This window comes from Caulobacter sp. FW305-C-30-S16 (genome assembly GCF_058783025.1).
Genome location: NZ_JBYSYH010000004.1, coordinates 207,550 through 227,519 on the forward strand (window position 1 = coordinate 207,550; position 19,970 = coordinate 227,519).

A 19,970-nucleotide genomic window follows, 5' to 3' on the forward strand; every position below is an offset into this window, starting at 1 on the left:
ATCCCGTTCCCGGCTCAGACCTTCGGGCTTTTCCCCAGGAAGACCACCCGGCGCTTTTCCTTGCCGGCGCGGACGCGGGCCATCAGGTCACGGTATTCCGACGAGGCCTGCGCCTGTTCGCGGCTGCCTTCGAAGTAGATCGTCTCGTCCATGTGGCGCAGCAGCAGGTCCGCGGCCCATTTATGACCGGTGAACAGGGCGTCGATAATGCCGCCGGCCTTGGGGATGATGGGCGCCAGGGTGTCGATCGCCAGGATCAGGGCCATCTCCGCCACGACCATCGGCGCGGCGCGGGCGCGGATGGCGTCCACGCAAAGCAGTACGGACGCGCCGCCGCTGTAGGCGATGCCGAGCGGCGGAATGAAGCCGAGCAGACCGTCCAGACCAATGCCGAACGGCCCGATCTTGACGATGCCGTCGGACATCTTCTTGGTCCGGTCGATACTGCTCTTGATGTTGTGCAGATCGAGGTGCGATCGGGCGAGGAACATCACAGCGTCTCCCGACGGCACAGGTCGCCGCCGTCGGGACCCACTCTGCAATAACCGTGTTGCGGCGCAAAGGGCGCTGGCGCGCTTTTCCCTCGCCGGCCCTCGGGATTGCCCCGAAGATTCCCCTGACAGGAGAACCCTCGCCGTTCGGCGCGTTTAGCCCTAATAGTAGAGGGTCGTTTCGACCGGGAGCCGCCGATGCTGATCACGACCACCCCGTTCATCGAGGGTCGGCCCGTGAAGGAATACAAGGGCGCGATCTACGCCCAGTCGATCCTTGGCGCGACAGTCACGACCGACCTCTGGGGCTCCATCCGCGACTTCCTGCACGGCAAGTCGCGGACCTATGAGAGCGCCCTCGCCCAGGCCCGCAACGATGCGATGAAGAACCTGACAAAAGAGGCCGAAAAGTCCGGCGCCAATGCGATCATCGGCGTGGACCTCGACTACAACACCGTCGGCCCGCAGGGGCAGATGCTGATGGTTTCGGTTTCGGGAACGGCCGTCGTCATCTAGACCGGGCCGGTGAGCCCGATCCCCGACATTGCAGGCCTCGAACGCGGCATCCTCGCCGGCGAACGCGCTGCGCTGGCGCGCGCCATTACGCTGGTTGAAAGCCGTCGCGCGGATCACCAGCTCGCCGCCCGAACCCTGCTCGAGCGACTCATGCCCCACACCGGAAAGGCGCAGCGGATCGGGATCACCGGCGTGCCCGGCGCCGGCAAGTCGACGACCATCGAGGCTCTTGGCTGCAACCTGACCGCGGCCGGGCATCGCGTGGCGGTGCTGGCGGTGGATCCGTCCTCCAGCCGAACGGGCGGTTCGATCCTCGGCGACAAGACGCGGATGGAGCGGCTGTCGGTCGATCCGGACGCCTACATCCGCCCCTCGCCCTCCAGCGGCACGCTCGGCGGCGTGGCGCGCAAGACCCGCGAGGCGATGCTGCTGTGCGAGGCGGCCGGTTTCGACGTGGTGATCGTCGAGACCGTGGGCGTGGGCCAGTCCGAGACCGTCGTCGCCGACATGGTCGACATGTTTCTCGCCCTGCTGATTCCCGGCGGCGGCGACGAACTGCAGGGGATCAAGAAGGGCCTGATCGAGATCGCCGACCTGATCGTGATCAACAAGGCCGACGCCGATCCGGAACGGGCGGAGCGATCGGCGCGGGAGTACCGGACCGCGCTGCATATCCTGACCCCCGCCTCGCCGGACTGGACGCCGCCGGTGATCACCGCGTCTGGACTGAAGAACGACGGGCTGGACAGGCTGTGGGCCCAGATCGAGCGCCATCGCGAGGTCATGGGCGCCAACGGCGACCGCGAGGCGCGTCGGGCGGCGCAGAACGCGCGCTGGATGTGGGCGATGGTCATGGACCGGCTGGAGGGCGCCTTCCGCGAGCATCCCCAGGTCGCGGCCCTGTCTCCCGACCTGGAACAACAGGTTCGCGCCGGCCGCCTGCCGGCTTCCGTCGCTGCCGACCGGCTGCTGAAGAGCTTCGGACTGTAGCCCCCCTTTGGAGGGTGGAGCCTGCTGCGACGGCGGCTCAAGTACGTGTTTGAGATGGCGCGAGGTGCATGATGATTTCGGTTCTGGCGATCGCGGCCGCCCTCGCCTGCCAGCAGACGCCGACCCCGGCGCCGATTGCAGCGCCCTCGGCTGCGCCGGCGTCCCCTGCGGCGCCGCCGCCTCTCGGCGCTGACCTGATCAAGCCGCGCGCCGCGCCGGGCGCTCCTCCGCCGCCGGTCATCAGAATGGCGCCGGGGATCGACTGGTCAAAGGAACCTGCGCCAAGGACGCCGCCGGCCTCAGCCGAGACGCCGTCGGTGGCCGACCTGTTCCGGGAGCGCAATGCGCGGGAAGCCGCGGCGCGGGCCGCTCCCCCTCCGGCTGCTCCCGTTCCCGATGGCGTCTATCGCTGCCGACGGACGGAGACGAGCATGGTCTGTGGCACCAGCGAAGACGCGATGAAGCGCGCCGAAGAGGACGCAAAGGCGGCGCTGAAGCGGATCGAAAGCCCGTCCACAGCGCCGAACTGACGCTCGGTCAGAGACCGGCCAGGCGGCTGGCCTGGGCCACCCACGCTTCACGACCGATGCGACCCATCAGCTTCAGCTCCTTGTCCAAGCCGGCGATCTCTTCCTCGGTCCAGGCGGCGATCTGGGCGAAGCGGGTCACGCCGCGCTCGGCCAGGGCGGCCGCCAGCTTGGGGCCGACGCCGGTCAGCGTGGTCAGGTCATCGGGGCTCATCGGCGCGACGGGTTCCGGCGCCAGGGCGGCCAGCACTTCGGCGACCGGCTCGGGCGCGGCCTCGACCAGGGTGTCGACAGCGGCGGCGACGGCCTCAGCCTCGGCTTCCATTACATCGACCACCGTTTCAGCGGCGACTTCAGCGGTCGCGACGACGGTCTCAACCACCTCGGTCGCAGCCTCGACCGCCGCTTCCGGCAGGGCCGTGAGGGCTTCGAGATTGGTCGGCTTGAAGAAGGTGCGGCTCCAGAAGTAAGCGGCGCCGACCGTGGCGGCTCCGGCGAACATCAGCCAGAGCGGCGAGATGGCGCCCATCGGCAGGGTCAGCATCTTTTCGGTGTCGGCGGTCGGGAAGACGGGCTTTTCCATGGGATATCTCCGTGGCGCGCGGAAAATTGTGCAGCGCAGCATATCACGGTTTCTCATTTCGCAAGTGCGAAAGATTCGTTACGGGCCTGTCCGCCAGACATCCCCCTTGCCGCCCGGTTCTCCCAGGCGCCGCGCCACCCAGAGGCATACGTCGGCCAGCGCCGGCTCGAGGCCGGCGGGCGGGTTCGCGATGACCATCGCGCAGCCATTCATCTTCATCGGATCAGTCAGCGGCTTGAGGCGGCTCTCGGCGACCAGCAGATCGGCGCCCGCCGGCTCGACCGAGCGCAGGAAGGCGTCGAAGGTCTCCAGATCCTTGAGCGGCAACCAGACAGCGATACAGGCGTCCGGCTTGAGCGCCAGGGCGGCGGCCATGGTCCCGGCGATCCGGGCGTAGTCGTCTCCGCGCTCGAACGGCGGATCGATCAGAATGAAAAGACGCCCGCCCTTCGTCGCCTCGCGCCGCGCCGCCTCGAAGCCGTCTGACTGGAGCGCCGTCGCACCCGCGAACGGCGCAAGCGTCTGGCCGAGCAGCGCCGCGTCATCGTCCCGAAGCTCGCAGGCGACATAGCGGTCACCCCGTCGCAGGCCGGTCGCGATCAGGCTCGGCGAGCCCGGATAGAAACGCACGCCACCGCGGGGATTGCCGGCCCTGACCGCCGCCTTCAGGGCGTCGAACGCGACCGGCGCGTCGTCAGCCGCCATCAGCCGGAAAATCCCCTGGGCCGCCTCGCCCGTTCGGCGGGCGAGCTCGCCGTCCAGATCGTAGCCGCCCGCTCCGGCGTGGGTGTCGACGACGGTCAGCGGGGAAGGATCGGCCCGCAGCGCCTCCAGCAGCAGCGTCAGGGTCGCGTGCTTGACCAGGTCGGCGAAGTTTCCCGCATGAAAGGCGTGGCGATAGTTCATCCCGCTTCTCTAGCGCAACTGGGCCGCTGCGCTAGGCTGGCGGCCATGTGCAACACCTTCCTTAGCCCTTCACAGCCTGAACGCGTCGAATGGGCGTTTTCGCAGCTGCGGATCCCCGTGCTCTGGCCGGAAGCGCCGAGGCCTAACCGCGGGATAACCGGCGACATTCGTCCGACCGATCCGGCCTGTGTCGTCATGCCTGAAGGCGAAGGCGGGCGCATGGACTGGATGGCCTGGGGCTTTCCGCGCGACAAGGGCGGGCCGGTGATCAACTTCCGCACCGAAGGCCGGGTCTTTCCCCTCGCCTCCCGCTGTCTGGTCATGGCGGCCGGCTTCTACGAGACCACCGATCCGGTCATCCCGGGCCAGAAGCGCAAGGACTGGTGGTTGTTCACAGTTCCCGGCGTTGAGATGTTCGCGCTCGCCGGCCACGTTCGGGGCGACCGGTTCACCGTCCTGACCTGCGAGCCCGGCCCCGATATCCAGCCGTATCACAGCCGCCAGCCTGTCTGCCTGTTGCCGGATCAATGGGCCGGCTGGCTGCACGGCGAACCGGAGGCAGACCTGCTGGCGCCCAGCCCGCCCGGAACGTTCACCGTCGCTCCAAGACCGACCTGACGTTGATTGACTCCACCAGAGCATAGAGAACAAAATGGGAACATCGAGGTTCTCATGGACGGCTCTCCCCATCTTTCCCAACGGCTTCATTCGGAGGCCGAGGTCCGCGGCTGGCCGATCGCGGCGGCGCTCAAGGCAGGCCTGCATCTGCGGGCGCGCTGCCTCAATGGCCGATGCGCGCGCGTCAGCGTGGTGGACACGGCCTGGTGGGCGGCGGGCAACGGCGCCGACGACCGGCTGCATATGCTCGGGCGAAGAATGCGTTGCTCGGCCTGCGGCGCGAGGGATGCCGGCATCGAAGTCTGGAGCGGCCCCGCACCGGAAGGGGCCTCGCCCGGCCCCTATGCCTTCCGCTGATCCCGGAATTTGCCGCCTTGCCGTTGCGGCGCCCGGAATTTTCACCTGACCGGCCTGTCGGGCGGGGTTAGAGTGATCGTAGATAACCTTGAATGACGTCCGGGGAGGGACGCGACATGGCCGGCACCAAGATGCGCTTTGGGGCATTCATCGCCCCGTTCCACCCGCTCCGCGAAAACCCCACCCTGGCGCTCGAGCGCGATCTGGAGCTGGTCCAGCACATGGACCGCCTCGGCTACGAGGAGGCCTGGATCGGCGAGCACCACTCCGCCGGCTACGAGCTGATCGCCAGCCCGGAGGTGTTCATCGCCACGGCCGCTGAACGGACGAAGCACATCCGCCTCGGCACCGGCGTGGCGTCGCTGCCCTATCATCACCCGCTGATGCTCGCGGACCGGATCAACCAGCTTGATCACATCACGCGCGGCCGGGTGATGTTCGGCGTCGGTCCGGGCGCCCTGCCCTCGGACGCCTTCATGATGGGCATCCCGGTTTCGGCCCAGCGCGATCGCATGGACGAGGCGATCGACGTCATGGTTCCGCTGCTGCGCGGCGAACTGGTGACGAAGAAGACCGACTGGTTCGAACTGAACGAAGCGCGTCTTCAAATGACGCCCTTCAGCCGGCCGTCCGTCGAAATCTGCGCCGCCAGCCAGGTCTCGCCGACCGGCGCGACCGCTGCCGGACGCCATGGCCTGGGCCTGCTGTCGATCGGCGCGACCCAGAGCGGCGGCTTCAATGCGCTGGCCTCCAACTGGGCCATCGCCGAGGAGAAGGCGAAGGAAAGCGGCCAGGTGATGAACCGCGCCGGCTGGCGCCTGGTCGGTCCCATGCATATCGCCGAGACCCGCGAACAGGCTCGCGCCGATGTCCGGCACGGCCTGGAGGACTGGCTCTACTATTTCCGCGAAGTCGCCGCCCTGCCGCTGGCGCCGCAGGACGGCACCGATCCGGTCGACGCCCTGATCGCCTCGGGCATGGCGGTGATCGGCACGCCGGAAGACGCAATCGCCCAGATCGAACGTCTGGAAGTCCAGTCGGGCGGCTTCGGCGCCTTCCTGTTCATGGATCACAACTGGGCCAACTGGGACGCCAAGCGGAAGTCCTACGAGCTGTTCGCCCGCTACGTCACGCCGAAGTTCCAGGATTTGAATTCCAACCGCGAAGCGTCGCTGACCTGGGCGGCGGAAAACCGTCCGCGGTTCATGGGCGAAGCCATGGCCGCCGTCGGCATGCGGGTGGCGCAACACATCCAGGCCAAGGGGACGGACAACATTCGCCCCGAGATTCTCGAAGCCATGGGGATGAACAAGAAGCCCGCCGCCGAATAGGCGGCGCCAAGGGCGGGCCTCGGCCCGCCCCCCGTTCAGGCCCGGTTGAACAACCCGCCGAGAAAGCGCTTTCGCTCTGGCTCGGGCTCGCCTGACAGCTGTCGGACCGCCTCTTCCAGCACCTTGCGACGGGCGGTTCTGTTTGTCGGGCGAGCAGCCTTTTCACGGGCGACCCGCAGCGCCTCATCGCCATGCAGCTTGCGCAGGATCTCAACCTCGATCCGCACCTCGCGTTCGAACGTCGCTCGTCGCGCTCTGTTGCCAAGCATCAGGACATCACCGGTTAGTCAGAGACTACCGTATTGCCCGATAGATGTGACAAACGATTGCCCATAATGGGGAGCGAGGCAATCGGTCGCATAACGCTGCGATGTGGGTCAAGCATTGGCCGAGATGCTCAGCTTTCGATCAGCATCCACCCAGGCGCAATCAAACGTCGACCGATATCGCAGGCGGGACGATCGACCTGACCACCGCTGCGAGAACATCCGGCGTCGTGTCGTCCAACAGGGTCAGGCCCGGCTGAGGCTGCAGACCACAGGCCGGCGTGGCGACGACAGGCACGCCGGCGGCAAGGGCGGCCAGCAGCGGTCGGGGACAATCTTCCACCACGGCCGGCTGGACCACCACTGCGACGCCTTCGAGCCAATCGCCTTCCGGCCGCAGGGTCCTGACGCCGTTCCAGAAGGCGGGCCCTTCCAGCAAGGCGCCCGTGAGAACGACCTCCAGATCAAGCGCCAGGGCCAGGTCCCGCACCACGCCAGCGCCCTTCCGGAACGCCGTCGGCCCGGGGAAGGCGACCCGTCGGCGCGGCGGACCGACCGGCGCCGTCACCGCCGGGCGGATCCAGTCCAGCAGTTCGGCCCTGTCCGGAAACAGGGCGGCGATGCCGGCATGCGGGGTGATGATGCGGCTTGCCGCAGCCAAGGCTGCCGTCTCGGCGTCGACGAGGGCGGGATCCGCCCGAAAATCTCTCAGGCTCGCCTGGTCCGGCGCCTGCGTATGGGCCGCATCAAGGCGGGCATGGAGCACCGCCATCGGAGTCCGGGTCATCAGGACGCTGAACCGCCGGCCGCCGAGCCGGCCGCTGCGCCACAGCGCGGGCAGCAGCGACTGCGCAACGACGACGTCGAGATCGTCCGGCGTCATCAGCCCCTCCAGGCGGGACGCGACTGCGGCGGAACCCGCCAGGTCTGCACGCCGAAGGCGCGGCCCCGCCCTGGCATGCCGCCGGACGGCCAGCGCCCTTGCCAGCGCCGCACCGCTCGCCGTACGCGCCAGCCCCGCACGCGGCCAGGCGTAGCGGGGCAAGGACCAGCGCTCGCCATCGAGTGGCGCGCCCAGGACGTCGCCCGCGCCGCGCATGCCGTGGCGCCAGGCCACCAGCTCGGGCCAGGTCTCGTCGACCAGCCAGACACGTCGTCCGGATGGTGACGCGGGTTGCGCCGGGGCGTGCCGGAAGCAGGCCTCCCGGCCGCAACTGTCGCAACTGCTGGCCACCGGGGGCGCGGGCGATGCGACCGGCGTTGTCGCCTTCCGGGGGGCGGGCGCCCGAACCTGAACGACGAGCATGTCCTTTTCGAGCACCACCTCCAGATGAAGCGGCGAGCCTGACCTGAAGCGCAGGTCGACATAGTTCCAGGCCACCGTCGCGTCCTGGCCATGCTCGGCCGCGGATCCGGGAACGATCCGGGAGTGGCCGTGCCGTTCGACGATGTCGCAGCCGGCCTGAAGGGCGGCGTCATAGAGCCCGTTGGACATCTGGCACAGGCCGCCACCGATCGCCGGCACAAGGCAGCCTTCCTTCAGCATGCGCCCGTCGACAAAGCCTCGCCGCCGGCTGGCCCGGCCGACGTGTCGCCAGAAGCTGAACACCTGACCCGCCGGCAACAGACCCTGGCCGATGGCGGCTGCAGCCCGCCGCAGGTTCTCGACCTTGCCACGCTGGTGGCGATGTTCGCGCGACCGGTCGTCCGACCAGAGCGGCGTGCGCGAAAGGCCCACCGTCACCCAGTCGACGGGAGCCGGACCAGCCTCAAGGCGCTTGAGGCCTGCGGTGAGATCGAGGACCGCACGGCGGGTCTGGAATACAGCGACCTTGGCCTGGAACAGGAGCGCCGACAGCCGGTCGGGCGTCTCCGCCCATGCCAGATCCGGATCATCGGCCAGCCCCTCGGTCATCGCCCCCGCCCACGCACGCGTCTAGCGGCGCTTGAAATCGCGAAGGATTTCCCGCGCCGCATTGTGACCCGGCGCGCCGGTGACTCCGCCGCCCGGGTGTGTCCCCGCGCCGCAAAGATAGAGGCCCTTCAACGGCCCGCGATAGGCGCCATGGCCGAGAACCGGTCGGGCGGAGAACAGCTGATCCAGGCTGAGCACGCCGTGCATGATGTCGCCATTGACCAGCCCGAAGGTCCGCTCCAGGTCGAGCGGGCTGTTGATCTGCCGGGCGATCACCGAGGCCTTGAAGCCGGGCGCCCATTTCTCGACCGTGTCGATCATCAGGTCGGCGACCTCCTCGCGGTGGTCGTCCCAGCTGCGGCCGCCGCTGAGCACCGGCTGGACATGCTGACAGAACAGGCTGGCGACATGCTGTCCCGGCGGCGCGAGGCTGTCGTCCACGACGGACGGAATCAGCATCTCGACAATCGGCTCTTTCGACCAGCCATGCTGGCGCGCGTCGGCATAGGCGCGTTCCATGTAGGCCATATCCGGCGCGATGATGATGCCGCCGGTCAGATGATCTCCGGGTTCGGGCAGACAGGCGAACCGCGGCAAAGCGCTGAGCGCCACGTTCATGCGGAACGTGCCCGAGCCCGACCGATAGCGGTTGATCCGCTCGTTGAAGTCCGCCGGCAGCAGCGCCGGGTCGAGCAGCTTGCGGAACAGTAGTTGCGGGTGGAGGTTCGACACAACCGACTTGGCCCGCAGTGTCTCCCCCGCCTCGGTGACGACGCCGACCGCACGCCCCTTCTCGGTAAGAACTTCAGCGACGCTGACGCCGGTGCGGATTTCCACGCCCTTCTCGCGACAGGCGGCCGCCATGGCCTGGGTGATCGCGCCCATGCCGCCAACGGCGTGACCCCATGCCCCCTTCTCGCCGTTCACCTCGCCGAAGACGTGGTGCAGCAGAACGTAGGCCGTGCCCGGCGTGTAGGGGCTGGCGAAAGCGCCGACGATGCCGTCGAAGCCCAGCACCGCCTTGATCGGATCACTTTCGAACCAGCCGTCCAGCCAGTCGCCGGCTGACTGGGAGAACATCGCCAGCAGATCGCGGCGGCCGGTCGTGTCGAGGTTGGAGATCCGCTTGCCGAGCATGGCGCTCTTCAGGAGCTGCGGGATCGCCTCGGCCAGGCTGCCCTGGGTCATGTTCGGCGGGCTCTGCAGCACCAGGTCGCGCAGGATGTCGGCGATCGCCTCGAGGCGCGCGTTGTAGGCGTCCAGCGCCTCGGCGTCCTTCACCGAGAACTTCGCGACCTCTTCCTTCGTTTTCCCGCCGCCCGTAGCGAGGTACCCCCCGTCCGCGGTCGGCAGGAAGTTGGAGACCTTGCGGTTGACGACCTTCAGCCCGTGCCGGGGCAGGTCGAGGTCAGCGATGACCTTCGGATTGAGCAGGCTGACCGTGTAGCTGGCGACGGAGTTGCGGAAGCCGGGGTGGAACTCCTCGGTCACCGCCGCGCCGCCGACGACGTCGCGGCGCTCGAGGACGGTCACCTTCAGGCCGGCCGAGGCGAGATAGAAGGCGCAGACGAGGCCGTTGTGCCCGCCTCCGATAATGATGGCATCGGTCATGGGGCCTGCAGAAAGTCAGTGATGGCGGGAAACGCGGCGCGATCCTGGATCAGGAACATGTGGCCGCCCTCGAACATGCGCAGCTGCGCGTTCGGAATACGGTCGGCCAGCCGCGACTGGGTTTCAGGCAACGCAATGCCGTCGTAGCGACCACCGCAGATCAGGGTGGGCGCGGTGATGGCCGCAAGCCGGTCCCAGACATCGTGGTCCTTGCGGGCCAGCAACTGCAGCTCGGCGCCCAGCGCGCGGCGCGGCTCATCGGCCCAGGGATTGTTCATCCGGAACGCCAGCATGGCCGCATAGGCGTCCGGATTGGCCGCCTGCCAGGCCGCGTCATGCCGGGTGTCCGAGATCGGGATCATTTTCCGGGCATCGGCCTCAGGGTCCAGGCCGATCAACGTGTGCAGCGGGTAGGAGGCCCCGCCCTCCCCGCCCGGAGACGTACAACAGAGCACCAGCTTGCGGATGCGTTCCGGATGACGAACCGCCAGCTCCTGGGCGACCATGCCGCCAAAGGACACGCCAATGACGTTGGCCGTCGCCCAGTCCAGCTCGTCGAGCAGACCGGCCGCATCCTCCGCGTAGTCGCCCATGCTGTAGGGGCCGTCGGGTTTGTCGGACTGGCCAAGACCGCGCTGGTCATAGGCGACCATGTCGAACTGCTTCGCCAACGGACCATCCAGGGGCCCCGGCTTGTTGCGCAGATCTGAGCCGCTGCCGGAAATGAACAGCAGGGGCTCGCCCTGGCCCCTTCGCTCGCTCCAGATCTGCAGACCATTGGCTGTGATGTAGCTCATGGCCTGATCTCTCACAGCACAGCGGTCGGGGAAAGAGGGGCGAGGTCAGACGGGCTTCAACGCCCTGTGCGGCCCGGTCGGTAGCGAGACGGCGACCCTGTCTCCGGGATGGACCTCGCCGCCGACGATCACGACGCCCATCACGCCGGCCTTGCGGACAGGCTCGCCCTTCGCGTCCCGACCGAGGCAGGCCTGCATCAGGCCCGGCTGCATCTCGTCCAGTTGGTGACAGGGATTGCGCAGGCCGGTGACCTCCACAACGGCGCTGGCGCCCAGACACAGCAAGGCGCCCGCGGGCAGACCCAGGAGGTCGACGTCGCGGGTTGTGATGTTCTCGCCCATGGCGCCGGGCTTGATGTTGAAGCCGCCTGTCGCCAGTTCATCGAACAGTTCGGCATGGATCAGGTGGACCTGACGGAAGTTTGGCTGGGCCGGGTCCCTCGCCACACGGGAGCGATGCTTCACCGTTGCGCCGGCATGGACATCCCCCTCGACGCCGAGACCGGCGACCAGGCGGATTAGCGGCTGGTTGGACTTCCCCGGGCCGTGCCGGTCGCCCCGGCTGACAGCGACGACAGATCCCATCGGCTAGGGCTGGGCGGCTCGGCCGGTGATGGTGAAGCCGGCGGGCGCGGCCGTCTCGTAGTGATCGGCGTGGTACATATCCATGTAGATCAGGCTCTCCGCGGGCAGACCGCCGTCCGGACAGACCACGCGATAGCCGTCGATGATCGAGCCGAACACGCCGGCGCCGAAGTTGCCCACCCGGCCGTAGGTTGGCCGCGCGCCGTTCGAACAGCGCAGCCGTTCAAGATAGGCCCGCTGACCGGCCGGCATGTTGACGCGCACAGGGTTGTCCCGGCTGCCGAGCGGATACGCCGACGCCTTGCGAATGCGGGCCGCAAGCTCGGGTCCGCTCACACGGCCGCCCGTCAGGAAAGAGAGATCCGAAGCCCCGGAGGGCGGCGGCGGGGTCGTAGTCGCACAGGCCGCCAGCCCGAGTGTCAGCAGGATCGCCGTTGTCGCCGCCAGTCTCATGTCACAAGCCCCGGGCTGCCAAGGCGCCGACGCTCCCGCGCTTTGCGACCCGGATCAAGAGTAACGGCAGGCAGAAACGACAAAACCCGCCAGACCAGGGTCCGACGGGCTTGAAGAATTTGGTTGCGGGAGCAGGATTTGAACCTGCGACCTTCAGGTTATGAGCCTGACGAGCTACCGGGCTGCTCCATCCCGCGGCAATCCGGACGTAAGTAATCGTTATGAAGGGTCAACTGGAAGACATTTCATTCGCATCCCTTCGGCGGACCTGGCGGCGACCTACTCTCCCGCGCCTTGAGACGAAGTACCATTGGCCCTGGGGGACTTAACGACCGAGTTCGGAATGGGATCGGGTGGGGAACCCCCGGCATAGCCACCAGGTCGGCGGAAGGGATGTGAATGAATGAGAAGACATCATTGCCGCAAATACGGCGCTTCATGAGTTCAACTAAGAACGATCAAGCCTATCGAGCGATTAGTACCAGTAAGCTGCATGCCTCGCGGCACTTCCACACCTGGCCTATCAACGTGGTGGTCTACCACGGCTCTCAGCGAGACCTTGTTTTGAGGTTAGTTTCCCGCTTAGATGCTTTCAGCGGTTATCTATTCCATACTTAGCTACCCTGCTGCGCGGCTGGCGCCACGACAGGTCCACCAGAGGTATGTCCATCCCGGTCCTCTCGTACTAGGGACAGATCCTCTCAAGTCTCGTACACCCACGGCAGATAGGGACCAAACTGTCTCACGACGTTCTGAACCCAGCTCACGTACCACTTTAATCGGCGAACAGCCGAACCCTTGGGACCTGCTCCAGCCCCAGGATGTGATGAGCCGACATCGAGGTGCCAAACTTTGCCGTCGATATGGACTCTTGGGCAAAATCAGCCTGTTATCCCTAGAGTACCTTTTATCCGTTGAGCGATGGCCCTTCCACGCAGGACCACCGGATCACTATGGCCGACTTTCGTCTCTGCTCGACTTGTCAGTCTCGCAGTCAGGCGGGCTTATGCCATTGCACTCGACGACCGATTTCCGACCGGTCTGAGCCCACCATCGCGCGCCTCCGTTACACTTTAGGAGGCGACCGCCCCAGTCAAACTGCCCGCCACGCCATGTCCCGGACCCGGATAACGGGCCGCGGTTAGACGTCAACAACAATAAGGGTGGTATTTCAAGGTTGGCTCCCCCGAGACTGGCGCCCCGGATTCATAGCCTCCCACCTATCCTACACATGTTGTTGCTAACGCCAAGGCGAAGCTGCAGTAAAGGTTCATAGGGTCTTTCCGTCTGACCGCGGGTACCCCGCATCTTCACGGGGAATTCAATTTCGCTGAGCCCATGCTGGAGACAGTGGGGAAGTCGTTACGCCATTCGTGCAGGTCGGAACTTACCCGACAAGGAATTTCGCTACCTTAGGACCGTTATAGTTACGGCCGCCGTTTACCTGGGCTTCAATTCAGAGCTTGCACCCCTCCTTTTAACCTTCAGGCACCGGGCAGGCGTCAGACCCTATACGTCGCCTTGCGGCTTCGCAGAGCCCTGTGTTTTTGATAAACAGTCGCTACCCCCTGGCTTGTGCCACTCTACAAAGGTTGCCCTAAGCAGAGTCACGCTTATCCCGAAGTTACGCGTGCAATTTGCCGAGTTCCTTCAGCATGGTTCTCTCAAGCGCCTTGGTATACTCTACCTGCCCACCTGTGTCGGTTTCGGGTACGGTCTCCGCTGGAGTTATTTCCTGGGACCCCTTCCCTGCCCTTCCAATCCAATAAGGTCAGACAAGTTACGGGATCCGTCACTTCCAGCTGGTCCAGGAATATTAACCTGGTTCCCATCGACTACGCCTTTCGGCCTCGCCTTAGGGGCCGACTAACCCTGCGCAGATTAGCTTTACGCAGGAACCCTTGGGCTTTCGGCGAGAGTGTCTCTCACACTCTTTATCGCTACTCATGTCAGCATTCTCACTTCCGATACCTCCAGCCAGCCTCGCAGCTGACCTTCACAGGCTTACGGAACGCTCCGCTACCGCATGCACAAAGTGCACACCCATACCTTCGGCGTCTGGCTTGAGCCCCGTTACATTTTCCGCGCAGGATCGCTTGACCAGTGAGCTGTTACGCTTTCTTTAAATGATGGCTGCTTCTAAGCCAACATCCTGGTTGTCAAAGCAATCCCACATCGTTTCCCACTTAGCCAGAACTTGGGGGCCTTAGATGATGGTTAGGGTTGTTTCCCTTTTCACGACGGACGTTAGCACCCGCCGTGTGTCTGCCCGATAGTTCTCTTGGGTATTCGGAGTTTGGTTAGAATTGGTACCACTCGCGCAGCCCGCATCCATCCAGTGCTCTACCCCCCAAGGAATACATCGAACGCACTACCTAAATAGTTTTCGCGGAGAACCAGCTATGTCCAGGTTTGATTGGCCTTTCACCCCTATCCACAAGTCATCCCAGAATTTTTCAACATTCACGGGTTCGGTCCTCCAGTAAGTGTTACCTTACCTTCAACCTGCTCATGGATAGATCACCTGGTTTCGGGTCGTCATGCGACGTACTTATTCGCCCTATTCAGACTCGCTTTCGCTACGCCTACACCTAACGGCTTAAGCTTGCACGGCACATGAAGTCGCTGACCCATTATACAAAAGGTACGCCGTCACCGCGCTTGGCGGCTCCGACTGCTTGTAGGCTTCCGATTTCAGGTTCTATTTCACTCCCCTTGTCGGGGTGCTTTTCACCTTTCCCTCACGGTACTTGTTCACTATCGGTCATTGAGGAGTACTTAGGCTTGGAGGGTGGTCCCCCCATGTTCAGACAGGATTTCACGTGTCCCGCCCTACTCGAGTCTGTCGCTAATTGACGCCTACGGGGCTATCACCCGCTATGGCCGATCTTTCCAGGATCGTTCGGCTTTATGTCACGACAGCACTGGCCTGGTCCCGGTTCGCTCGCCACTACTACGGGAGTCTCGGTTGATGTCCTTTCCTCCGGGTACTGAGATGTTTCAGTTCCCCGGGTTTGCTTAATAACCCTATGTATTCAGGTCATTATACCTTTCAACGATCGACCAAACCCGGCCCTGACCGAAGTCAGGAACGAATTGGCAGACCGTAAAGGTGGGTTTCCCCATTCGGAGATAGCCGGATCAAAGGGTGCTCGCGCCTCCCCGGCTCTTATCGCAGCGTGCCACGTCCTTCATCGCCTCTCAATGCCAAGGCATCCGTCAGAAGCCCTTATGCGCTTGATCGTTCTCAGCAAAACTCATGAACAGCTATGAGCCGCCGAACCTCTAGGGAGATCCGGTCAGCACTGCTCATGCGCTTTGTATTTGTCAGACAATGATGTCTTCTCAGGTCCGCCCTCTAAACGCGTTTCGTCCCCAAGGGGAGACGAAGGCGCCGGACTGACCCTTCATTTACGATGTCATTTCGCAGATCCGCGAAACGCGGCTGCAAACTGTCATTCCCGATCGCGAGAATATCCTTCCGAATGAAGGATGGTGGAGCCAGACGGGTTCGAACCGACGACCTGATGCTTGCAAAGCACCCGCTCTACCAACTGAGCTATGGCCCCTTAATCGTAAGGGAGCGCCCAGGAGAGCTGTCATCGATCCGGCCGTAAGGAATGTGGTAGGCCCGGGCAGACTCGAACTGCCGACCTTACGCTTATCAGGCGTACGCTCTAACCAGCTGAGCTACGGGCCTATAGCGGCCGCTCAGGACTGATAGCCCAACTGCTTGGGAAGCGCCCCTGGCTCGCGATCGCATCGCCGGCCCAATGGCCGACGATGAATGGAAAGAGAAACGAAGACGGCGACGTTCTGCACCTGTGTAATGTTCTTAGACGTCTCAATAGGCCGTGAGACCTGGAGAAACATCCTTAGAAAGGAGGTGATCCAGCCGCAGGTTCCCCTACGGCTACCTTGTTACGACTTCACCCCAGTCGCTGACCCTACCGTGGTCGACTGCCTCCTTGCGGTTAGCGCATCGCCTTCGGGTAGAACCAACTCCCATGGTGTGACGGGCGGTGTGTACAAGGCCCGGGAACGTATTCACCGCGGCATGCTGATCCGCGATTACTAGCGATTCCAACTTCATGCTCTCGAGTTGCAGAGAACAATCCGAACTGAGACGACTTTTGGGGATTGGCTCACCATCGCTGGCTTGCAACCCTCTGTAGTCGCCATTGTAGCACGTGTGTAGCCCACCCTGTAAGGGCCATGAGGACTTGACGTCATCCACACCTTCCTCCGGCTTACCACCGGCGGTCCCTTTAGAGTGCCCAACTAAATGATGGCAACTAAAGGCGTGGGTTGCGCTCGTTGCGGGACTTAACCCAACATCTCACGACACGAGCTGACGACAGCCATGCAGCACCTGTGTCCTGGTCCCCGAAGGGAAAACTGCATCTCTGCAGCGGTCCAGGCATGTCAAAAGGTGGTAAGGTTCTGCGCGTTGCTTCGAATTAAACCACATGCTCCACCGCTTGTGCGGGCCCCCGTCAATTCCTTTGAGTTTTAATCTTGCGACCGTACTCCCCAGGCGGAGTGCTTAATGCGTTAGCTGCGTCACCGACATGCATGCATGCCGACAACTAGCACTCATCGTTTACGGCGTGGACTACCAGGGTATCTAATCCTGTTTGCTCCCCACGCTTTCGAGCCTCAGCGTCAGTATTGGGCCAGTGAGTCGCCTTCGCCACTGGTGTTCTTCCGAATATCTACGAATTTCACCTCTACACTCGGAGTTCCACTCACCTCTCCCAAACTCAAGATAGCCAGTATCAAAGGCAATTCCAAGGTTGAGCCCTGGGCTTTCACCTCTGACTAAACTATCCGCCTACGCTCCCTTTACGCCCAGTAATTCCGAGCAACGCTAGCCCCCTTCGTATTACCGCGGCTGCTGGCACGAAGTTAGCCGGGGCTTCTTCTCCGGGTACCGTCATTATCGTCCCCGGTGAAAGAATTTTACAATCCTAAGACCTTCATCATTCACGCGGCATGGCTGCGTCAGGCTTTCGCCCATTGCGCAAGATTCCCCACTGCTGCCTCCCGTAGGAGTTTGGGCCGTGTCTCAGTCCCAATGTGGCTGATCATCCTCTCAGACCAGCTACTGATCGTAGCCTTGGTGAGCCTTTACCTCACCAACTAGCTAATCAGACGCGGGCCGCTCTAATGGCGATAAATCTTTCCCCCGAAGGGCACATTCGGTATTAGCGCAAATTTCTCTGCGTTGTTCCGAACCAAAAGGCACGTTCCCACGTGTTACTCACCCGTCCGCCACTAATCCCGAAGGATCCGTTCGACTTGCATGTGTTAGGCCTGCCGCCAGCGTTCGCTCTGAGCCAGGATCAAACTCTCAGGTTGAGTTGACCGCTAACCCAAAATTACCGACCTCAGTTGGAATACCGAGATCAATCGTTCTGGTTTTGCATAGTATCTTGACGAGTTCCCATTCACATCGACCACCCAACCGAAGCTGGGCAGCCTATATTCATGGTGTCTTCAAGAGACCGCAATTGTCAGCGTATCGAGGACATACTTGCTATGTCCGCAAAACGCCGCCGCCTGCGTTTCTCTTTCCAAATCAACGATGTCAAAGACCCGACCGGGTTGCCCCTGCCCACCGTTTAGCGCCCGGTGTCGGCGAGGAGCGGCGTATCTAGTCGCTCCGTTTTTCCGTGTCAACCGACTTCTTTCGAAGCATTCCGGTTTCCGCGGATCCCGTCGTTCCGGAGTGAACCGGGTCGGCGGGAGAGCGGCTTCTAAATGAACCCGCCCAACCAAGTCAACCTGTTCTTTTTGGAAGAACCGATTTTCTCGAACCCTTCAGATCGGAAACTTTCCGAACCCTCCAGGGGGCGGCCTCTATACTTAGAAGCCTTAACCCAAGTCAATCTGCTCTATTTAAATATAGAACCGATGTTCTTGGAGCGCCGCGCGGAAACCTTCCGTCTGGCAAGGAGCGGCGCTTCTAGTCGAAGCCCCATCCCTCCGTCAACCGACCTTTTTCAGTTTCCGTGTTCGTCCGACCGAAGCTGGAACAAGCACGCAAACAGGGCGAAGGGCCGCCGAGGGGCTTCCCTCTTGAGTAACCGTCACCGAGTCGATTGAGGCTGCGGAACCTAGCGGCCGAACCTGCGAAAATCAAGAGCCTTTAGGGCTTTCGATGTTCGCCGGCGGGCTGCGGCTCCGAGCGAGCGCGGCGTATATCGGCCCGTGCCGCTGACTCGCAACCCCTGACGTTCAGAATTGTGCGCCGGCGCGGTGGTCGGGCGCTTGCGAACCCTCCCCCCGGTCTGCAAACACTGCGGGGGGAGACGCTCTTACCTATGCTGTCACACAAGGCCCGGTATGCGCTCCGTGCGCTCGTTGAACTCACGCGTGAGGACGGTGGCCAGATGACGGCGGCCGATCTGGCGGTGCGGGCCGACGCGCCGCGCAAATTTCTCGAGGCCATCCTTCTGGAGCTGTCGCGCCGCGGGATCATCCGGAGCCGGCGCGGCAAGTTTGGCGGCTACGCCCTGGCGCGCCCGCCGCAGGACATCTCTTTCGCGGAGGTGATCCGCGTGATCGACGGCCCGCTGGCGCTCGCCCCCTGCGTCAGCCGCACGGCGTTCCGCAAGTGCGATGACTGTCCGACGCTTGAGGGCTGCTCTCTTAGAGAGGCGCTTCTGCGCGCCCGCGACGCAACGGCCGGGGTGCTCGACCAGTACAGCCTGGCGGACGCCGCGAAGGCCGGAGCCGCAGAGATCCCGGGCGCGCCGGTCTAGCCGGCGGAGATATAGGCCTTCAGGCCGCTCGCCTCGGCCTCGACCTCGTCAATCTTGTGCTTCACCAGGTCGCCGATCGAGATGATTCCCGCCAGCCGGCCGTCGCGCATGACCGGAAGATGGCGGATACGCCGGTCCGTCATGCGGCTCAGCAGCGAGTCGACGGTCTCCGACAGGGTCGCGAACACCACGTCGCGCGACATACATATGTGGATGGGCCGCGTCAGGGCGCCGCCGCCCTCCTCCGCGACCATGCGGACGATGTCACGTTCGGAGACGATTCCGACCACCGAGTCCCCGTCGACCACCACCATGGCCCCGACGCGGCGGGAATGAAGCAGGGCGGCGACCGCGCCCACCGTCTCGGCGGGCCCCGCGGTGAAGACAAGGTCGCCCTTGTCCTTGAGGATCTGGGAAACGAGCAACGCCGGCACCTCCCGCCTTATAAGTCTGTTTCACGAAGGCTCTCGCAAACCGGCCGGAGAATCAACGCTCTTCCCTGTAACCAGTCCGTGCGAGACGCGTAAACGGACCAATCAGCAGCAATCCTGTCAGGAAGCCGGCGATGTGCGCCTGCCAGGCGATGTTGAAACCGTCCGCGAACAGCCCGGTCAGGGCGATCAGCAGGTTCAGCACCACGACAACGGCGATCTGGGTCCGGACGGGGCCGTCGAAAACGCCCCACAGGCCGCGCCACCTGCCGAGCAACCGCGCCGCGCCGCCCCAGAGACCGCTGACTGCGCCTGACGCGCCGATCACCTGGATGGAGGGGTCGGCGGTCGTGGCCAGATAGCCCAGCCCTCCCCCGACGCCACAGACCATGAAGTAGAGCAAAAATGCCCCGGCCGCCCGCGGACCCGGTCCAAAATGCCGGGCGACGGCGGGACCGAAGGCCAGGGCCGCGCCGGCGTTCATGAAGATATGAATCAGGCTCCCGTGCAGAAAGACATGCGTCAGCAGCGTCCACCAGTGCCCTTCAGCCAGCGCAGCGCCTGACAGGGCGAGGCTCGAAACGGAGCCCTCGGACAGGCCGTAAACCTGTACGCCATAAGCGATTGCGAGCAGCGCAATGAGCGCCAGACTGATGCCCGGCGCGTTGAACATCGGCTCCTCCGAAGGAGCCTCGGTCGGCGTCGGATCGTCCTGCGATTCGCTCACTCAAATTCCTTCCGCCTTAACCAAATCAGCAAGGGTTCGCCCGCAGGATGAAAGCTGTCCTGTTTTGGCACGCTCATTGCTTGTGCGCTGGCGTGCACT

Annotated in this window: 18 protein-coding genes, 3 tRNA genes and 3 rRNA genes; 7 read left to right on the forward strand and 17 right to left on the reverse strand. The window is 64.0% G+C overall.

The features are described from left to right. Positions 1 to 14 precede the first annotated feature (14 nt). Positions 15 to 491, reverse strand: coding sequence for a DUF4112 domain-containing protein (locus AC3WJT_RS15610; protein ID WP_492344053.1), 477 nt, complete (start codon positions 489 to 491; stop codon positions 15 to 17). Between the two features lie 198 nt (positions 492 to 689). On the opposite strand from AC3WJT_RS15610, the gene AC3WJT_RS15615 reads away from it, so the two are divergent. From AC3WJT_RS15615 to AC3WJT_RS15625, 3 genes are all read left to right on the forward strand, one after another. Further along, entirely contained in the window at positions 690 to 1,007 is a 318-nt protein-coding gene (locus AC3WJT_RS15615; protein ID WP_492344054.1) for a heavy metal-binding domain-containing protein, read from the forward strand. Positions 1,008 to 1,016: 9 nt separating this feature from the next. After that, positions 1,017 to 1,997: a methylmalonyl Co-A mutase-associated GTPase MeaB gene (gene meaB / locus AC3WJT_RS15620; protein WP_492344055.1), complete on the forward strand. Its 981-nt coding sequence runs from the start codon at positions 1,017 to 1,019 to the stop codon at positions 1,995 to 1,997. A gap of 68 nt (positions 1,998 to 2,065) precedes the next feature. After that, the gene (locus AC3WJT_RS15625) at positions 2,066 to 2,527 is read left to right on the forward strand and encodes a hypothetical protein (RefSeq protein WP_492344056.1); all 462 of its coding nucleotides are present in this window, start codon (positions 2,066 to 2,068) and stop codon (positions 2,525 to 2,527) included. A gap of 7 nt (positions 2,528 to 2,534) precedes the next feature. On the opposite strand, the gene AC3WJT_RS15630 is transcribed toward AC3WJT_RS15625, so the two are convergent. Then, positions 2,535 to 3,107 (reverse strand): helix-hairpin-helix domain-containing protein, encoded by a 573-nt coding sequence (locus tag AC3WJT_RS15630; protein WP_492344057.1) that lies wholly within the window; start codon positions 3,105 to 3,107, stop codon positions 2,535 to 2,537. 78 nt (positions 3,108 to 3,185) lie between these two features. Continuing rightward, positions 3,186 to 4,013 carry a 23S rRNA (adenine(2030)-N(6))-methyltransferase RlmJ gene (gene rlmJ / locus AC3WJT_RS15635; RefSeq protein ID WP_492344058.1) on the reverse strand — a complete coding sequence of 276 codons (828 nt, stop codon included), beginning with the start codon at positions 4,011 to 4,013 and terminating at the stop codon, positions 3,186 to 3,188. A 45-nt stretch (positions 4,014 to 4,058) separates the two neighbouring features. Here rlmJ and AC3WJT_RS15640 point away from each other — a divergent pair, with 45 nt between their 5' ends. From AC3WJT_RS15640 to AC3WJT_RS15650, 3 genes are all read left to right on the forward strand, one after another. Continuing rightward, positions 4,059 to 4,631 carry an SOS response-associated peptidase family protein gene (locus tag AC3WJT_RS15640; RefSeq protein WP_492344059.1) on the forward strand — a complete coding sequence of 191 codons (573 nt, stop codon included), beginning with the start codon at positions 4,059 to 4,061 and terminating at the stop codon, positions 4,629 to 4,631. Positions 4,632 to 4,685: 54 nt separating this feature from the next. Then, positions 4,686 to 4,988 carry a hypothetical protein gene (locus AC3WJT_RS15645; protein WP_492344060.1) on the forward strand — a complete coding sequence of 101 codons (303 nt, stop codon included), beginning with the start codon at positions 4,686 to 4,688 and terminating at the stop codon, positions 4,986 to 4,988. Between the two features lie 116 nt (positions 4,989 to 5,104). Then, a complete protein-coding gene (locus AC3WJT_RS15650; RefSeq protein ID WP_492344061.1) occupies positions 5,105 to 6,319 on the forward strand; it encodes an LLM class flavin-dependent oxidoreductase in 1,215 nt (404 codons plus the stop codon). A 35-nt stretch (positions 6,320 to 6,354) separates the two neighbouring features. Here AC3WJT_RS15650 and AC3WJT_RS15655 read toward each other — a convergent pair whose 3' ends face one another. The 12 genes from AC3WJT_RS15655 to AC3WJT_RS15710 form a co-directional block, all read right to left on the reverse strand. Continuing rightward, complete coding sequence (locus AC3WJT_RS15655; RefSeq protein ID WP_492344062.1) at positions 6,355 to 6,588, reverse strand: hypothetical protein; 234 nt, start codon at positions 6,586 to 6,588, stop codon at positions 6,355 to 6,357. A 160-nt stretch (positions 6,589 to 6,748) separates the two neighbouring features. Further along, positions 6,749 to 8,500 carry a VanW family protein gene (locus AC3WJT_RS15660; protein WP_492344063.1) on the reverse strand — a complete coding sequence of 584 codons (1,752 nt, stop codon included), beginning with the start codon at positions 8,498 to 8,500 and terminating at the stop codon, positions 6,749 to 6,751. Positions 8,501 to 8,521: 21 nt separating this feature from the next. Next, positions 8,522 to 10,111, reverse strand: coding sequence for a phytoene desaturase family protein (locus AC3WJT_RS15665; protein WP_492344064.1), 1,590 nt, complete (start codon positions 10,109 to 10,111; stop codon positions 8,522 to 8,524). Further along, on the reverse strand, positions 10,108 to 10,908 hold the full coding sequence (locus tag AC3WJT_RS15670; RefSeq protein WP_492344065.1) for an alpha/beta fold hydrolase: 801 nt from the start codon (positions 10,906 to 10,908) through the stop codon (positions 10,108 to 10,110). Before AC3WJT_RS15670 ends, AC3WJT_RS15665 begins: the two co-directional genes overlap by 4 nt. Positions 10,909 to 10,953: 45 nt before the next feature. After that, the gene (locus AC3WJT_RS15675; RefSeq protein ID WP_492344066.1) at positions 10,954 to 11,493 is read right to left on the reverse strand and encodes an MOSC domain-containing protein; all 540 of its coding nucleotides are present in this window, start codon (positions 11,491 to 11,493) and stop codon (positions 10,954 to 10,956) included. A gap of 3 nt (positions 11,494 to 11,496) precedes the next feature. Beyond that, positions 11,497 to 11,946 (reverse strand): hypothetical protein, encoded by a 450-nt coding sequence (locus AC3WJT_RS15680; protein WP_492344067.1) that lies wholly within the window; start codon positions 11,944 to 11,946, stop codon positions 11,497 to 11,499. A gap of 120 nt (positions 11,947 to 12,066) precedes the next feature. Further along, a tRNA-Met gene (locus AC3WJT_RS15685) sits at positions 12,067 to 12,143 on the reverse strand. 69 nt (positions 12,144 to 12,212) lie between these two features. Continuing rightward, positions 12,213 to 12,327: ribosomal RNA gene (rrf, locus tag AC3WJT_RS15690) — 5S ribosomal RNA — on the reverse strand. Positions 12,328 to 12,400: 73 nt separating this feature from the next. Beyond that, positions 12,401 to 15,189: ribosomal RNA gene (locus tag AC3WJT_RS15695) — 23S ribosomal RNA — on the reverse strand. A gap of 250 nt (positions 15,190 to 15,439) precedes the next feature. After that, positions 15,440 to 15,515 (reverse strand) — tRNA-Ala (locus AC3WJT_RS15700). A gap of 54 nt (positions 15,516 to 15,569) precedes the next feature. Next, positions 15,570 to 15,646 (reverse strand) — tRNA-Ile (locus AC3WJT_RS15705). Positions 15,647 to 15,825: 179 nt separating this feature from the next. Further along, positions 15,826 to 17,307 (reverse strand): 16S ribosomal RNA (locus AC3WJT_RS15710). The 16S, 23S and 5S rRNA genes sit together here with 3 tRNA genes alongside, the layout of an rRNA operon. Positions 17,308 to 18,272: 965 nt before the next feature. Between AC3WJT_RS15710 and AC3WJT_RS15715 the strand changes: the two genes are divergently transcribed. Next, positions 18,273 to 18,713: an RrF2 family transcriptional regulator gene (locus AC3WJT_RS15715; protein WP_492344068.1), complete on the forward strand. Its 441-nt coding sequence runs from the start codon at positions 18,273 to 18,275 to the stop codon at positions 18,711 to 18,713. Here the strand turns inward: AC3WJT_RS15715 and AC3WJT_RS15720 are convergent. Together AC3WJT_RS15720 and AC3WJT_RS15725 are read right to left on the reverse strand one after the other, a co-directional pair. Next, complete coding sequence (locus AC3WJT_RS15720; RefSeq protein ID WP_492344069.1) at positions 18,710 to 19,138, reverse strand: CBS domain-containing protein; 429 nt, start codon at positions 19,136 to 19,138, stop codon at positions 18,710 to 18,712. The genes AC3WJT_RS15715 and AC3WJT_RS15720 overlap by 4 nt on opposite strands. Positions 19,139 to 19,199: 61 nt before the next feature. Then, positions 19,200 to 19,871, reverse strand: coding sequence for a rhomboid family intramembrane serine protease (locus AC3WJT_RS15725; protein WP_492344070.1), 672 nt, complete (start codon positions 19,869 to 19,871; stop codon positions 19,200 to 19,202). Between the last annotated feature and the right edge of the window lie 99 nt (positions 19,872 to 19,970).

Bases quoted from the DNA above. Each gene is read 5' to 3' on its own strand.
- AC3WJT_RS15610 (WP_492344053.1), bottom strand. From the start codon at position 491: ATGTTCCTCGCCCGATCGCACCTCGATCTGCACAACATCAAGAGCAGT.
- AC3WJT_RS15615 (WP_492344054.1), top strand. From the start codon at position 690: ATGCTGATCACGACCACCCCGTTCATCGAGGGTCGGCCCGTGAAGGAA.
- AC3WJT_RS15625 (WP_492344056.1), top strand. From the start codon at position 2,066: ATGATGATTTCGGTTCTGGCGATCGCGGCCGCCCTCGCCTGCCAGCAG.
- AC3WJT_RS15630 (WP_492344057.1), bottom strand. From the start codon at position 3,107: ATGGAAAAGCCCGTCTTCCCGACCGCCGACACCGAAAAGATGCTGACC.
- rlmJ (WP_492344058.1), bottom strand. From the start codon at position 4,013: ATGAACTATCGCCACGCCTTTCATGCGGGAAACTTCGCCGACCTGGTC.
- AC3WJT_RS15640 (WP_492344059.1), top strand. From the start codon at position 4,059: ATGTGCAACACCTTCCTTAGCCCTTCACAGCCTGAACGCGTCGAATGG.
- AC3WJT_RS15645 (WP_492344060.1), top strand. From the start codon at position 4,686: ATGGACGGCTCTCCCCATCTTTCCCAACGGCTTCATTCGGAGGCCGAG.
- AC3WJT_RS15650 (WP_492344061.1), top strand. From the start codon at position 5,105: ATGGCCGGCACCAAGATGCGCTTTGGGGCATTCATCGCCCCGTTCCAC.
- AC3WJT_RS15655 (WP_492344062.1), bottom strand. From the start codon at position 6,588: ATGCTTGGCAACAGAGCGCGACGAGCGACGTTCGAACGCGAGGTGCGG.
- AC3WJT_RS15660 (WP_492344063.1), bottom strand. From the start codon at position 8,500: ATGACCGAGGGGCTGGCCGATGATCCGGATCTGGCATGGGCGGAGACG.
- AC3WJT_RS15665 (WP_492344064.1), bottom strand. From the start codon at position 10,111: ATGACCGATGCCATCATTATCGGAGGCGGGCACAACGGCCTCGTCTGC.
- AC3WJT_RS15670 (WP_492344065.1), bottom strand. From the start codon at position 10,908: ATGAGCTACATCACAGCCAATGGTCTGCAGATCTGGAGCGAGCGAAGG.
- AC3WJT_RS15675 (WP_492344066.1), bottom strand. From the start codon at position 11,493: ATGGGATCTGTCGTCGCTGTCAGCCGGGGCGACCGGCACGGCCCGGGG.
- AC3WJT_RS15680 (WP_492344067.1), bottom strand. From the start codon at position 11,946: ATGAGACTGGCGGCGACAACGGCGATCCTGCTGACACTCGGGCTGGCG.
- AC3WJT_RS15715 (WP_492344068.1), top strand. From the start codon at position 18,273: ATGCTGTCACACAAGGCCCGGTATGCGCTCCGTGCGCTCGTTGAACTC.